This is a genomic window from Streptomyces sp. NPDC001599 (assembly GCF_042893535.1).
In the GTDB taxonomy this organism is placed as follows: Bacteria; Actinomycetota; Actinomycetes; order Streptomycetales; family Streptomycetaceae; genus Streptomyces.
Genome location: NZ_JBIAVA010000011.1, coordinates 63,464 through 77,876, shown reverse-complemented (window position 1 = coordinate 77,876; position 14,413 = coordinate 63,464). Strand labels below are relative to the sequence as shown.

Genomic DNA, 14,413 nt, shown 5'->3' with positions numbered 1-14,413 from the left:
TTCTGTAGCGATCACTAGCGAAAGCGAAGGGGGCGCCGGGATGGGCGTGCTTGCGGGCAGGACGGCACTCGTCACGGGGGCGAGCAGGGGTATCGGGCGGGGCATCGCCGAGCGGCTGGGCCGCGACGGCGCTCGGGTCGCGGTGCACTACGGGAGGAACGGGGCGGCGGCGAAGGAGACGGTCGCCGCGATCGAGGCCGGGGGCGGCTCGGCGTTCACGATCAGGGCCGACCTGGGCGCTCCGGGTGCCGCCGAGGCCCTGTGGGAGCAGTTCGACAGACACGCCGAGGGGCTGGACGTGCTGGTGAACAACGCGGGGATCGGCAACACCCGCCCCATCGGAGAGATAGGGGAGGCGGAGTACGACGCGGTCTTCACGGTCAACGTGAAGGCACCGTTCTTCATCCTCAAGCACGGCATGGGGCGGCTGCGCGACGGCGGCCGGGTCATCAACATCTCGTCGGGCCTGGCCCGCACGGCCGCGATGCCGGACAACATGGCGTACGCGATGACGAAGGGCGCGCTGGACGTGTTCTCCCGCGACCTCTCCAAGGTGCTGGGCACCCGCGGCATCACGGTGAACTCGGTGGCGCCCGGCATCATCGACACGGACAACACGGCCGGACTGCTGTACGGGAGCGAGGGCGGCTGGGAGCGGGCGGCGGCGTTCTCCGCGCTGGGCGGGGTGGGGGCACCGGCCGAGGTGGCCGACGTGGTCGCGTTCCTCGCCTCCCACGGGGGCCGGTGGGTCACGGGAAGCTGGGTGGACGCCACGGGAGGTTCGCTGACCTGACACCACGGCCGGAACGGCGCCACCCGCCTGACCGTTTCAGCACGACCGCGCGGCCCCGCTCTGTTAGATTGGTCTAAACCACATAGCCAGTCCCGGGCCCCGGGTGAGTCCTCTCTTCGAAACGGCAGGCCAGCGTGGAAGTTGTCATCGTTCCCGATGCCAAGGCGGGCGGCGAACTCATAGCCGAAGCCATGGCACAGCTGCTCCGGCGCAAGCCCGACGCCCTGCTCGGGGTGGCCACCGGCTCGACGCCGCTGCCCGTGTACGAGGCGCTGGCGGCCAAGGTGCGCTCGGGTGCCGTGGACACCGCGCGGGCGCGGATCGCCCAGCTCGACGAGTACGTGGGGCTGCCCGCGGAGCACCCGGAGTCCTACCGCTCGGTGCTCCGGCGCGAGGTGCTCGAACCGCTGGGCATCGGTATGGACGCGTTCATGGGCCCCGACGGCACGGCCGCGGACGTGCAGGCGGCGTGCGCGGCCTATGACGCGGCGCTGGTCGGGACCGGCGGGGTCGACCTCCAGCTGCTCGGCATCGGCACGGACGGGCACATCGGCTTCAACGAGCCGTGCTCCTCGCTCGCCTCGCGGACGCGGATCAAGACCCTGACCGAGCAGACCCGCGTGGACAACGCGCGCTTCTTCGACGGTGACATCGAGCAGGTGCCGCACCACGTGATCACCCAGGGCATCGGCACCATCCTGGAGGCGCGGCACGTGGTGCTGCTCGCCACCGGCGAGGGGAAGGCCGACGCGGTCGCCGCGAGCGTCGAGGGTCCGGTCGCGGCCGTGTGCCCGGCCTCCGCCCTGCAGCTGCACCCGCACGCCACGGTCGTCGTCGACGAGGCCGCCGCGTCCAAGCTCAAGCTCGCCGACTACTTCCGGCACACCTACGCCCACAAGCCGGACTGGCAGGGCATCTGACGCGTCCCGTCCCGGGCCCGCGGGACGGACACCCACGCGCGAACGGCGCCGGCTTCCCTGCCAGGGGGAATCCGGCGCCGTCGTCGTAACCCGCCCGCACCTGCCCGCGCGCGACAACCACGTATGCCACGCACGCACCGGCCCGCCCGCGCAGCACGTATGCCCACACACGCACGCGAAGGCGCCGGCCCCGTCACGGGACCGGCGCCTTCGGTGGGCGCCGGGGATGTCCGTCAGACGCCCGCGATGGCCTCCGCCGCCGCTCGGCCGCAGACGCGGGCCGCGCCGTGGGTGGCCAGGTGGAGGGCGCCGCGGGGTTCCGCACGCGGGACGCCCATCTCGACGACGACCGTGTCGGGGCGGGCCGCCAGCAGGACGTCGAGGGCCGCCGCCATCCAGGGGTGGCGGTGCTCGTCGCGGACGACGGCGACGATGCGGCGGGAGCCCGCCGCGGCCAGCGCCTCGGAGCCCGCGTCGGCCCCGTTGAAGCTGCCGGTCTCCGTGCCCGGGAGCAGACGGCCCAGCTCGGCGGCCACGCCCCACGGGGTCTCGTCGCCGACCGCGATGTTCGCCACCGGCGTGAGCGCGGCGACGTACGGCGGCTCGGTGAGCGGCGCGGGCTCCCCCGCGACGGTGACGCGCAGCGCGCGGCGGGCCGCACGCAGGCCGACGTCGCCGTCCGCGGTGTCCGAGGCCCCGTCGGCGGGACGGTTCTCCGCGGCCCACCGGGACAGGGACCGGACCCGTTCGGCCGCGTCGGCCAGGCGCTCCTCGGGCAGTTCGCCCGCGCGCACGGCCTCGACCAGCGCGTCGCTCAGCCGCCGTACGGTGCCCTCGTCGTGCAGGCCGCCGCCCACGCAGATCGCGTCGGCACCGGCGGCGATGGCCATGACGGTGCCGCGTTCGATGCCGTAGGTGCCGGCGATGGCCTTCATCTCGATGCCGTCGGTGACGATGAGCCCGTCGTAGCCCAGCTCGCCGCGGAGCAGGTCGGTCAGGATGCGCCGGGACAACGTTGCCGGAAGCTCCGGGTCCAGGGCCGGGACCAGGATGTGGGCGCTCATCACCGCACGGCTGCCCGCGGCGATGGCGGCCCGGAACGGGACCAGGTCGCGTTCGGCCAGCACGTCGGCGCCCACGTCGATGCGCGGCATGGCGTGGTGGGAGTCGATGCCCGTGTCGCCGTGGCCCGGGAAGTGCTTGGCGGAGGTGGCGACGCCCGCGGACTGCATCCCGGTGATGTAGGCGGCGGTGTGCCGGGCGACCAGGTCGGTGTCGGAGCCGAAGGCGCGCACCCCGATCACCGGGTTGTCCGGGTTGGAGTTCACGTCGGCCGACGGCGCCCAGTTGAAGTTGACGCCGGCGGCGGCGAGCCGACGGCCCAGTTCCGCGGCCACCGCCCGGGTGAGCCCGACGTCGTCCACCGCCCCGAGGGCGTGGTTGCCGGGGAAGGAGGAGCCGGTGCGCACCTCGAGCCGGGTGACGTCGCCGCCCTCCTCGTCGATCGCGACCAGCAGGTCCTCGCGCTCGGCGCGCAGTTGTGCGGTCAGGGCGGCCACCTGCTCGGGCGAGGTGACGTTGCGCCCGAACAGGGCGACGGACGCCAGCCCTTCGCCGATGCGGCGCAGCAGCCAGTCGGGGGCGGTGGTGCCGGCGAAGCCGGGCTGGAGAACGGCGAGCGCGTCGCGCGTGAGGGTGTCGGTGGCCCTGGCGAGGGTCGTCATCGGTGGCGCTATCCCTTCACGGCGCCGGCGGTCAGGCCGCTGACGGCCTTGCGCTGGAGGTAGACGAAGAGGATCAGGATCGGGATGGCGAACAGGGAGGACGCGGCCATGGTCGCGCCCCAGTTGTCGCCGAAGACGGTCTGGAAGCTGGTCAGCCACAGCGGCAGGGTCTGGGACTCCGCCTCCTTGTTGACGACCAGGACGAGCGGCAGTTCGTTCCAGGCGGTGATGAAGCCGAACATCGAGGTGGACATCAGGCCCGGGGCGAGCAGCGGCAGGATGACGCGGCGGAAGGCCTGGGGCCGGGTGCAGCCGTCGACCATCGCCGACTCCTCCAGCTCCTTCGGCACTGCGGCGACGAAGCCGCGCAGCGTCAGGATGGTGAAGGGCAGGATCATCATCATGTAGAAGAGCGTGAGCGGCACCAGGCTGTTCAGCATCGACGCGTCGCGCACGATCATGTAGATCGCGATGACCATGACTTCCCAGGGCGCCATCTGGGCGAGCATGAAGCCGATGATGAAGCCGCGCCGCCCCTTGAACCGCATCCGCGCCAGGGCGAAGGATCCGGCCAGCGCGATGACCAGCGAGAAGACGACCGCGCAGACGGTGACGATGAGCGAGTTGCTCACGTACGTCCAGAAGTGGTCGGCCTCGGTCGCGGTCTTGAAGTGCTCGAAGGTGACGTCGGTCGGGAACCAGACCGGGTCCTCCGAGATGATGTCGCCGGTCGGCTTGAAGGCCGTGGCGAACATCCAGTAGACGGGGAAGACGAGGCCGATGAACAGGACGACGGCCGTGACGTTGGGCCACACGCGGCCGAAGAGCGAGCGCTTCACAGCTCGTCCTCCTCTTGCTTGAGCACGATCCTGAGGTAGTACGCGGTCAGGCCGAGCAGGATCAGGATGGTCAGGACCGCGATCGCCGCACCCATGCCGTAGTGCTGGTTGCCGACGCCCTCGATGTAGGCGTAGACGGGCAGGATCTCGGTGAGACGGTCCGGTCCGCCGCCGTTGAACGTGTAGACCTGGACGAAGGCCTTGAAGATCCAGATGACTTCGAGGAACGTCGTCGCGTAGAGGAACGGGCGCAGGAACGGCAGGGTGACCGAGGTGAAGCTGCGCCACATGCCGGCCCCGTCCAAGGCGGCGGCCTCGTACAGCTCGTCGGGGATGGTGGTGGTCGCCGCGTACAGGTTGATCGCGACGAACGGGACGGACATCCAGACGATCAGCACGGTGACGACGAAGAAGGTCGAGAACTGGCTGCCGGTCCAGCTGAAGTCGGCCATGGAATGCCAGCCGAGCTTGTCGAGCACCCAGTTGACGACGCCGAAGCGCTGGGCGAAGAGCCACTGGTAGACGGTGGTCGCGGCGACCACGGGCATGGCCCAGGCAAGGACCAGGCCGATCATCAGCACGAACCGCATCGTCCGGCCGAGGCGGGCGAGCAGCAGGCCGATCAGGCCGCCCACCACCATGGTGAGGACGACGTTGACCGCGGTGAAGATGATGGAACGGACGGTGACGCGCCAGAAGTCCTCGCCGGTGAGGACCTCCTTGTAGTTGTCGAAGCCGGTCCACTCGGTGACGTGCTGGATCAGCTGCGCCATGTTGAGGTTCTGGAAGGACAGCAGGCCGTCCTTCACCAGCGGCCAGCCGAGCAGCAGCACGGTGGCCGCGGCGGCGGGCAGCAGCAGCAGATACGGGGCCAGCGCGCCGGCGCGCGACGCGGCTCTCGCTCTGGGCCCGCCGGTTCCCCCACCGTCCGCCTTGCGGACGTCCGACGGGCCTGAGGGCGGCCGTTCGGTCTGCACGGTCATGCTCGGGGTCTCTCTCTTCTCGACCTGTTCACCTCGACGCCGGGGCGGGGGCCGTCGTGTGTCAGCCCCCGCCCCGGCTCACCCGGTGCTACTGCTGCTGCGCCAGGCGCTTGTTGAACTCGCCCTCGACCTGCTTGGCGGCCTCGGCCGGGGACTTCCCCTTCATGACGGCCGTCAGGTACGTCTTGATCGGGTTCGGGTCGTTCTCGACGGCGGCCCACTCCGGGATCAGCGGCGTGGTGTCACCGGTACCGGCGGCCGGCGCGGCGGCCTCGGCGGCGGCGTTGCCCTTCAGGTTGCTCTGCAGCGCATCCTTGTTCGGGATGACGCCGTTGGCCTTGGCCAGCCCGCCCTCGAACTTGTCGGAGAGCGCGAGCTTCAGGAACTCCTTGGCCAGGTCCTGCTTCTTGCTGCCCGCGGCGACGGCCAGGTTGGAGCCGCCGAGGAAGACGCCCTCGGGCTTGTCCGCCGTGGGGCCGGGGATGGTGAAGTAGCCGAGGTCCTTCTCGATCGCCGGGTTGGTGGCGATCGCGGTGGCGCCCTCCCAGCCCATGCCGATGAAGGAGCCGGTCTTGCCCTTGGCGAAGATCTCACCCTGCTGCGGGGTGGCCTCGTCCTTGTCCTTGGGCGCCTTGGAGAGGGCCTGGAACTTCTTGTAGGTCTCGGTGGCGGCGGCGACCTTCGGGTCGGCCAGGTTGGAGACGTACTTGTCGCCGTCCTTCTTGACCAGCTCGCCGCCCTCGCCGATGACCAGGCCCACGAAGTGGTACCAGTTCTGGCCGGGCAGGTAGATCGGCTCGGCGTCGGTCTTCTCGCCGATCGTCTTGAGGTCGTTGTAGAACTCGTCGCGGGTCTTGGGCAGTTCCTTGATGCCCGCGTCCGCCCAGATCTTCTTGTTGTAGACGACGACGCGGTTGACCACGAACCACGGGGCCGCGTACTGCTTGCCGTCGAACACGGCGGACTTGTTGAGGGACTCGGACCAGTCGGTGCCGATCTCGCTCTTGAGGTCGCTCAGGTCCGCGAGGCCGCCGGTCTTGGCGTAGGCGGGGGTCTGCGTGTTGCCGATCTCGAAGACGTCGGGCGGGTTCTCCTCGGAGAGGGCGGTGGTCAGCTTCTGCTGGATGCCGTTCCACTTCTGGATCTCGAACTTGACCTTGGCCTTGGTCTTCGCCTCGAACTCCTTGGCGAGGTCCGCCTGCCAGTCGTCGGGCGAGGAGCCGTCCATCACCCAGACGGTGAGCGTCTCGCCGGCGTAGCCGTCGGCCCCGGCCTTCTTGCCGTCGTCGTCGCTGTCGCCCCCGCACGCGGCGATCGAGACCATCATGCCCGCGATACCGATCGCGGCTATAAGCTTGCGCTTCACGCCAACCCTCCTCAGGGATGCCACACAACCCCCCTGCCTCCCCGCGGTTGCTCGTCGACGCGGACCGCCCATGGGGCCGGGACCTGGACCAATGGTGTAGACCAGTACGGGGAGCTTGGCCCAGACCAATAGGACTGTCAAGGGTGTTCAAACCCAGTCCTTGCCTCCGTGATGGGACCGAGATATGCAGGGACCTTTCATTGCGCAAGCGACAGATCGGGCGGACCGGGACCGGGTGTACCACCCCCCACCGAATGACGTGCGGGGACGGCTCCGAACGCGCGTACCAGCGACGCCTGACCCCTCTATGGACTAGACCAAGGGTGTTCCCGCGGGTATACAGAAGGGATCACGGAGCGTGCGGGGGCCATCCCGGCACGAAGCCGTGCCACGATGTGAGCCGTGGCCGACAGGGATAGCGGTCGCTTCGGCACCCGGAGCCGGGAAGGCAGAGCATGAGCACCGACGTCAGCAGTGCGGAGAACGAGGGTGGGGCGACCGTCCGTACCGCGCGCGTGCCCAAGTACTACCGTCTGAAGAAGCATCTGCTCGACATGACCCGGACCCAGACGCCGGGCACACCGGTCCCGCCGGAGCGCACCCTGGCCGCCGAGTTCGACACCTCGCGCACGACGGTGCGCCAGGCCCTGCAGGAGCTGGTCGTCGAGGGCCGCCTGGAGCGCATCCAGGGCAAGGGCACCTTCGTCGCCAAGCCCAAGGTGTCGCAGGCGCTGCAACTCACCTCGTACACCGAGGACATGCGGGCCCAGGGTCTCGAACCGACCTCGCAGCTGCTGGACATCGGCTACATCACCGCCGACGACCGGCTCGCCGGGCTGCTGGACATCACGGCCGGCGGCCGGGTGCTGCGCATCGAGCGGCTGCGCATGGCCAACGGCGAGCCGATGGCGATCGAGACGACCCACCTCAGCGCCAAGCGCTTCCCCGCCCTGCGCCGCTCCCTGGTGAAGTACACCTCCCTCTACACCGCGCTCGCCGAGGTGTACGACGTCCACCTCGCCGAGGCCGAGGAGACCATCGAGACCTCCCTGGCCACCCCGCGCGAGGCCGGTCTGCTCGGCACCGACGTGGGCCTGCCCATGCTGATGCTCTCCCGGCACTCGCAGGACCGCACCGGTCAGCCGGTGGAGTGGGTCCGCTCGGTGTACCGGGGCGACCGCTACAAGTTCGTGGCCCGCCTCAAGCGGCCCCAGGACTAGAACATATCCGGCATACCTCCGCGCGCGCAGGCGCAAAGTTGCGGTTGAGGACCGATATACGGACGAGGTCTTCCGCTGTCTTGACACCGTCACCTACATTTCGTGCGCACTGCACGAGGTGATCAGCGAGGGGACGGAGCCGCGCATGTCAGAAGACACAGAAGTGAGCAGAGAGCCGGTGGTGACGCCGGTGCGCGTCGTCATCGGGCTCTGTCTTGTCGCACCGTTCGTCGCCATGCTGTGGGTCGGTTCGTACACCAAGACGGACCCGACCTTCATCGGTGTCCCGTTCTTCTACTGGTACCAGATGGCCTGGGTGCTGATCTCCACTGTGCTGACGGTGACCGCGTACAAGCTGTGGCAGCGCGACCAGCGCGGCCGCGCCGCCACCCGCTCCGCCGCCGCCTCCTCCGCTCCGAAGGGCGGTGAGTCGCGATGAACGACGGCGTGAACGGCGTCGCACTCGCCGTCTTCATCTTCTTCTTCGTCCTCGTCACCGCCATGGGCTTCCTGGCCGCCCGCTGGCGCCGGGCCGAGAACGAGCACAGCCTCGACGAGTGGGGCCTCGGCGGCCGCTCGTTCGGCACCTGGGTCACCTGGTTCCTGCTGGGCGGCGACCTGTACACCGCGTACACCTTCGTGGCCGTCCCGGCGGCGATCTACGCGGCGGGCGCGTCCGGCTTCTTCGCGGTGCCGTACACGATCCTGGTCTACCCGCTGATCTTCACCTTCCTGCCCCGCCTGTGGTCGGTCTCGCACAAGCACGGGTACGTGACGACCTCGGACTTCGTGCGCGGCCGGTTCGGCTCCAAGGGCCTGTCGCTGGCGGTGGCCGTCACCGGCATCCTGGCGACCATGCCGTACATCGCGCTCCAGCTGGTCGGCATCCAGGCCGTCCTGGACGTGATGGGCGTCGGCGGCGGCGAGGACACCAACTGGTTCGTCAAGGACCTGCCGCTGCTGATCGCCTTCGGTGTGCTGGCGGCGTACACGTACTCGTCGGGACTGCGCGCCCCCGCGCTGATCGCGTTCGTGAAGGACACGCTGATCTACATCGTCATCGCGGTGGCGATCATCTACATCCCGATCAAGCTGGGCGGCTTCGACGACATCTTCGCGTCGGCGAGCGACAAGTTCACCGAGGCGGGCAAGGGCGGGGTGGTGCCGGACGCGGGGGGTCAGTGGACCTACGCGACCCTCGCGCTCGGCTCGGCGCTCGCGCTGTTCATGTACCCGCACTCGATCACCGCCACGCTGTCCTCGCGCAGCCGTGAGGTGATCCGCCGCAACACCACGATCCTGCCGCTGTACTCCCTGATGCTGGGCCTGCTCGCCCTCCTCGGCTTCATGGCGATCGCGGCCGGGGTGAAGGTGGACAACGGCCAGCTGGCGATCCCGCAGCTGTTCGAGAACATGTTCCCGGACTGGTTCGCGGGCGTCGCCTTCGCGGCGATCGGCATCGGCGCGCTGGTTCCGGCGGCGATCATGTCGATCGCGGCCGCGAACCTGTTCACCCGCAACATCTACAAGGACTTCATCAAGCCGGACGCCACGCCGCAGCAGGAGACGAAGGTCTCCAAGCTGGTGTCGCTGCTGGTGAAGGTGGGCGCGCTGATCTTCGTCCTGGGCATGGACAAGACCGTCGCGATCAACTTCCAGCTGCTGGGCGGCATCTGGATCCTGCAGACCTTCCCGGCCCTGGTCGGCGGCCTGTTCACCCGCTGGTTCCACCGCTGGGCGCTGCTCGGCGGCTGGGCGGTCGGCATGGTCTACGGCACGGTCGCCGCCTACGGTGTCGCCTCGCCGACGCAGAAGCACTTCGGCGGCTCCTCCGACGAGATCCCCGGCATCGGCGAGATCGGCTACATCGGTCTCACCGCCTTCGTGCTGAACGTCCTGGTCACCGTGGTCCTGACCTTCGTCCTGAGGGCCGTCAAGGCGCCCGACGGCGTCGACGAGACCAAGCCGTCCGACTACACGGCGGACGCCGGCGACCCCGGCGTCCAGGTGGAACTGCCCCCGGCCACGGCGGGCAGCTCGCACTAGCCGCGCTCTTCAGCGGGCCGTCGGAGAAATCCGGCGGCCCGTTGTCGTACCCGTGGGGCACACTCGGCGTCATGGACTTCGTGATCCGGCGGGCGACGGCCGAGGAGTACGACACCCTCGGCGAGATCACCGCGCAGGCCTACCTGCGCGACGGCCTCCTCGACTTCGGGGAGAGCGATTCGTACCTGGACGAGCTGCGCGACGTGGCCAAGCGCGCGGCGGCCGCGGAGGTGCTGGTCGCCGCGGCGGACGGCCGGGTGCTCGGCGGCGTGACCTTCGTGCCGTCCGGCGGCCCCATGGCGGACATCGCGCGACCCGGCGAGGCCGAGATACGCATGCTCGCCGTCGCCCGGGAGGCACGCGGCCGCGGGGCCGGCGAGGCCCTCGTGCGGGCCTGTGTCGACCGCGCCCGGGCCGTGCCGGGGTGCACGGGCGTCGTGCTGTCGACGCAGGCCGCCATGCGCACCGCGCACCGCCTCTACGAGCGCCTGGGCTTCGTCCGCACGCCCGACCGCGACTGGAACCCGCTGCCGGAGCTGGACGACATCATGCTGCTCGCCTACGAACTGACGCTCTGACACGGGCGCGACACTCCGTCACAACACCCCGTCGAGACACAACATCTGGGGGTGCTCGCGTCACCCGGCACAAGATGTATGCTCGTGCTCGCTGTCGCCGCAGGGGAATCCGGTGCGAATCCGGAACTGTCCCGCAACGGTGTACTTGCGTGCATCCGTACGTCTTCGCACGTGCGCGCACGCCTGTCCAGTCCGAGGACCTGCCGACAGTGCGCCCGGCCGCCTTGGCCCGGGTGCCATGACGTCCGGGCCTCGTGGAGTGGGCCGGTGGACGCGACGCCGCGTGCGCTCGTGAGCTGCCCCCTGCCCTCCCTCCGCCAGGCCCCGTGCCGAGCGAGGGAGTGCTCCACGTGACCATCGCGCCAGCCGATCCGGCTTCAGCGACCCCGGTGACGGCGACCGGGGAACCCGACGGACCCGGTGCCGCCCTGCTGCGGACCCTGACCGGACTGACCGCCGACCTCCAGGGCGCCGACCCCGGCCGGGTGGCCGCCGCCGCACTGCGCGGCCGGTCCGCCCGCGCCGACGAGGCCGAGCTGCGCGAGCTGGCCACCGAGGCGGCCGCCGGTCTGATCTCCGAGGACCCGGTCTACTCCCGGCTGGCCGCCCGCCTGCTGACCATCGGCATCCGCGCCGAGGCCGCCTCCCAGGGCGTCGCCGCCTTCACCGACTCGGTCGCCACCGGCCACCGCGAGGGCCTGATCGCCGACCGCACCGCCGCCTTCGTACGGCTGCACGCGGACCGCCTCGACGCGCTGATCGACCCGGCCGCCGACGACCGCTTCGGCTACTTCGGCCTGCGTACGCTCTACAGCCGCTACCTGCTCCGCCACCCGATCACCCGCAAGGCCGTCGAGACGCCCCAGCACTTCCTGCTGCGGGTCGCCGCCGGACTCGCCGAGGACGACACGGCCCGCGCGGTGGACGAGGTCGCCGCCCTGTACGGCCTGATGAGCCGCCTGGACTACCTGCCCTCCTCCCCCACCCTCTTCAACTCCGGCACCCGGCACGCCCAGATGTCGTCCTGCTACCTCCTGGACTCCCCCAAGGACGAGCTGGACTCCCTCTACGACCGCCTCCACCAGGTGGCCCGCCTGTCCAAGCACGCCGGCGGCATCGGCATCGCGTACTCCCGCGTCCGCGCCCGTGGTTCGCTGATCCGCGGCACCAACGGGCACTCCAACGGCATCGTCCCGTTCCTGAAGACGCTGGACGCCTCCGTCGCCGCCGTGAACCAGGGCGGCCGGCGCAAGGGCGCGGCGGCGGTCTACCTGGAGACCTGGCACGCGGACGTCGAGGAGTTCCTGGAGCTGCGCGACAACACCGGCGAGGACGCCCGCCGTACGCACAACCTGAACCTCGCGCACTGGGTGCCGGACGAGTTCATGCGCCGCGTGGACGCCGACGGGACCTGGTCGCTGTTCTCCCCCGCCGACGTGCCGGAGCTGACCGACCTGTGGGGCGAGGAGTTCGACGCGGCCTACCGCCGGGCGGAGGAGGCGGGGCTCGCCCGCAGGACGCTGCCCGCCCGTGAGCTGTACGGCCGCATGATGCGCACCCTGGCGCAGACCGGCAACGGCTGGATGACCTTCAAGGACACCGCCAACCGCACGGCCAACCAGACCGCGACCCCCGGCCACGTCGTCCACTCCTCCAACCTCTGCACGGAGATCCTGGAGGTCACCGACGACGGGGAGACGGCGGTCTGCAACCTGGGCTCGGTCAACCTCGGCGCGTTCGTCGACGAGGCCCGCGGGGACATGGACTGGGAGCGCCTGGACGCCACCGTCCGCACCGCGGTCACCTTCCTGGACCGGGTCGTCGACATCAACTTCTACCCGACCGAGCAGGCGGGCCGCTCCAACGCCCGCTGGCGCCCGGTCGGTCTCGGCGCGATGGGCCTCCAGGACGTCTTCTTCCGGTTGCGCCTGCCCTTCGACTCCCCCGAGGCGAAGGCCCTGTCCACCCGCATCGCCGAGCGGGTCATGCTCGCCGCGTACGAGACCTCCACCGACCTCGCCGAGCGGAGCGGCCCGCTGCCGGCCTGGGAGAAGACCCGTACGGCCAAGGGGGTGCTGCACCCGGACCACTACGGCGTCGAGCACACCTGGCCGGAGCGCTGGGCCGCGCTGCGCGAGCGCATGGCGACCACCGGTCTGCGCAACTCCCTGCTCCTGGCCATCGCCCCGACCGCGACCATCGCCTCCATCGCCGGGGTCTACGAGTGCATCGAGCCGCAGGTGTCCAACCTGTTCAAGCGCGAGACACTGTCGGGCGAGTTCCTCCAGGTCAACTCCTACCTGGTGGACGACCTCAAGCGGCTCGGCGTGTGGGACGCGCGCACCCGTGAGGCGCTGCGCGAGGCCAACGGCTCGGTGCAGGGCTTCACCTGGATCCCCGAGGACGTGCGCGCGCTGTACCGCACGGCCTGGGAGATCCCGCAGCGCGGTCTGATCGACATGGCCGCCGCCCGCACCCCGTACCTCGACCAGGCCCAGTCGCTGAACCTGTTCCTGGAGACGCCGACCATCGGGAAGCTCTCCTCGATGTACGCCTACGCCTGGAAGCAGGGCCTGAAGACCACCTATTACCTGCGTTCCCGCCCGGCGACCCGGATCGCCCGCGCCGCGGCCCGCGCCACCACCGTCCCCGTGCAGGCCGCCCTCGACCCCGAAGCGGTCGCCTGCTCCCTGGAAAACCCCGAGTCCTGCGAGGCCTGCCAGTAATGACCACCGAGATGCCCGCGACCCGCGCCACCAAGAACCTGCTCGACCCGGGCTTCGAGCTGACCCTGCGCCCCATGCGCTACCCGGACTTCTACGAGCGCTACCGGGACGCCATCAAGAACACCTGGCACGTCGAGGAGGTCGACCTCCACTCGGACGTCGCCGACCTGGCGAAGCTGAGCCCCATGGAGCAGCACCTGATCGGCCGCCTTGTGGCCTTCTTCGCCACCGGCGACTCGATCGTCGCGAACAACCTGGTGCTGACCCTCTACAAGCACATCAACTCGCCCGAGGCGCGGCTTTACCTGTCCCGCCAGCTCTTCGAGGAGGCCGTCCACGTCCAGTTCTATCTGACGCTGCTCGACACCTACCTGCCCGACCCGGAGGACCGCGCCGCTGCCTTCGCGGCCGTGGAGAACATCCCGTCCATCCGGGAGAAGGCCGAGTTCTGCTTCAGGTGGATGGACTCGGTCGAGTCGATCGACCGGCTGGAGACCCAGGCGGACCGGCGCCGCTTCCTGCTGAACCTGATCTGCTTCGCGGCCTGCATCGAGGGCCTGTTCTTCTACGGCGCCTTCGCCTACGTCTACTGGTTCCGCAGCCGAGGGCTGCTGCACGGCCTGGCCACCGGCACCAACTGGGTGTTCCGGGACGAGACCATGCACATGTCCTTCGCGTTCGACGTCGTCGACACCGTGCGCAAGGAGGAGCCGGAGCTGTTCGACGACCGGCTCCAGGAGCAGGTCACCGACATGCTGCGGGAGGCCGTCGAGGCCGAGCTGCAGTTCGCGCGCGACCTGTGCGGTGACGGCCTCCCGGGGATGAACACCGACTCGATGCGGCAGTACCTGGAGTGCGTGGCCGACCAGCGTCTGACGCGCCTCGGCTTCGCCCCGGTGTACGGCTCCGAGAACCCCTTCTCCTTCATGGAGTTGCAGGGCGTTCAGGAGTTGACCAACTTCTTCGAGCGGCGCCCCTCGGCGTACCAGGTGGCGGTGGAGGGCACGGTCGACCTGTCCGAGGACTTCTGAGTCTCCTGGGTCTCCTTCCCGTGGTGGGCCCGGGCCTCCCCGCCCTCCTGGGCCTCCCTGATCTGGCGGTCGATGCGCCTGTCGCGCACGATGCCGATCACCGAGGGGAGGACCATGAGGACGAGGAGTCCGAAGGTCGCGAGCATTCCGATGAGGCCTTCAATCTGGTTTCCGGTCATGACACCAC

13 protein-coding genes and 1 riboswitch are annotated in these 14,413 nt (G+C 70.0%); of the genes, 8 read left to right on the top strand and 5 right to left on the bottom strand.

Features of this window, described 5'->3' with window-relative positions; translation table 11 throughout:
* Window positions 1-40 precede the first annotated feature (40 nt).
* Both ACFYZ3_RS26355 and nagB read left to right on the top strand, forming a co-directional pair.
* Window positions 41-793 (top strand): SDR family oxidoreductase, encoded by a 753-nt coding sequence (locus tag ACFYZ3_RS26355; protein ID WP_388522404.1) that lies wholly within the window; start codon window positions 41-43, stop codon window positions 791-793.
* A gap of 134 nt (window positions 794-927) precedes the next feature.
* Complete coding sequence (gene nagB / locus ACFYZ3_RS26350) at window positions 928-1,713, top strand: glucosamine-6-phosphate deaminase (RefSeq protein WP_388522402.1); 786 nt, start codon at window positions 928-930, stop codon at window positions 1,711-1,713.
* Window positions 1,714-1,946: 233 nt separating this feature from the next.
* Here nagB and ACFYZ3_RS26345 read toward each other — a convergent pair whose 3' ends face one another.
* From ACFYZ3_RS26345 to dasA, 4 genes are all read right to left on the bottom strand, one after another.
* Window positions 1,947-3,437, bottom strand: coding sequence for a glycoside hydrolase family 3 protein (locus ACFYZ3_RS26345; RefSeq protein ID WP_388522399.1), 1,491 nt, complete (start codon window positions 3,435-3,437; stop codon window positions 1,947-1,949).
* An 8-nt stretch (window positions 3,438-3,445) separates the two neighbouring features.
* Window positions 3,446-4,276 carry a carbohydrate ABC transporter permease gene (locus tag ACFYZ3_RS26340; protein WP_388522396.1) on the bottom strand — a complete coding sequence of 277 codons (831 nt, stop codon included), beginning with the start codon at window positions 4,274-4,276 and terminating at the stop codon, window positions 3,446-3,448.
* Window positions 4,273-5,259, bottom strand: a complete 987-nt coding sequence (locus ACFYZ3_RS26335; protein WP_385967852.1) for a carbohydrate ABC transporter permease — start codon at window positions 5,257-5,259, stop codon at window positions 4,273-4,275. The genes ACFYZ3_RS26340 and ACFYZ3_RS26335 overlap by 4 nt, the downstream gene beginning before the upstream one ends.
* 88 nt (window positions 5,260-5,347) lie before the next feature.
* Window positions 5,348-6,625, bottom strand: coding sequence for a N,N'-diacetylchitobiose ABC transporter substrate-binding protein DasA (dasA, locus tag ACFYZ3_RS26330; RefSeq protein ID WP_388522392.1), 1,278 nt, complete (start codon window positions 6,623-6,625; stop codon window positions 5,348-5,350).
* A gap of 455 nt (window positions 6,626-7,080) precedes the next feature.
* Here dasA and ACFYZ3_RS26325 point away from each other — a divergent pair, with 455 nt between their 5' ends.
* The 6 genes from ACFYZ3_RS26325 (at window position 7,081) to ACFYZ3_RS26300 (ending at window position 14,226) form a co-directional block, all read left to right on the top strand.
* Window positions 7,081-7,845, top strand: a complete 765-nt coding sequence (locus ACFYZ3_RS26325; RefSeq protein WP_003973740.1) for a GntR family transcriptional regulator — start codon at window positions 7,081-7,083, stop codon at window positions 7,843-7,845.
* A gap of 145 nt (window positions 7,846-7,990) precedes the next feature.
* Window positions 7,991-8,284, top strand: coding sequence for a DUF3311 domain-containing protein (locus tag ACFYZ3_RS26320; protein ID WP_388522389.1), 294 nt, complete (start codon window positions 7,991-7,993; stop codon window positions 8,282-8,284).
* Window positions 8,281-9,891, top strand: coding sequence for a monocarboxylate uptake permease MctP (gene mctP / locus ACFYZ3_RS26315; protein ID WP_361004158.1), 1,611 nt, complete (start codon window positions 8,281-8,283; stop codon window positions 9,889-9,891). Before ACFYZ3_RS26320 ends, mctP begins: the two co-directional genes overlap by 4 nt.
* A 71-nt stretch (window positions 9,892-9,962) precedes the next feature.
* The gene (locus ACFYZ3_RS26310) at window positions 9,963-10,469 is read left to right on the top strand and encodes a GNAT family N-acetyltransferase (protein ID WP_388522386.1); all 507 of its coding nucleotides are present in this window, start codon (window positions 9,963-9,965) and stop codon (window positions 10,467-10,469) included.
* A 61-nt stretch (window positions 10,470-10,530) separates the two neighbouring features.
* Window positions 10,531-10,692, top strand: a riboswitch (cobalamin riboswitch).
* A 127-nt stretch (window positions 10,693-10,819) separates the two neighbouring features.
* Entirely contained in the window at window positions 10,820-13,195 is a 2,376-nt protein-coding gene (locus ACFYZ3_RS26305; RefSeq protein WP_388522383.1) for a ribonucleoside-diphosphate reductase subunit alpha, read from the top strand.
* Window positions 13,195-14,226: a ribonucleotide-diphosphate reductase subunit beta gene (locus tag ACFYZ3_RS26300; protein WP_388522380.1), complete on the top strand. Its 1,032-nt coding sequence runs from the start codon at window positions 13,195-13,197 to the stop codon at window positions 14,224-14,226. Before ACFYZ3_RS26305 ends, ACFYZ3_RS26300 begins: the two co-directional genes overlap by 1 nt.
* Here the strand turns inward: ACFYZ3_RS26300 and ACFYZ3_RS26295 are convergent.
* Entirely contained in the window at window positions 14,139-14,405 is a 267-nt protein-coding gene (locus ACFYZ3_RS26295; RefSeq protein ID WP_388522377.1) for a hypothetical protein, read from the bottom strand. The two genes, ACFYZ3_RS26300 and ACFYZ3_RS26295, sit on opposite strands and share 88 nt — an antisense overlap.
* Window positions 14,406-14,413 lie beyond the last annotated feature (8 nt).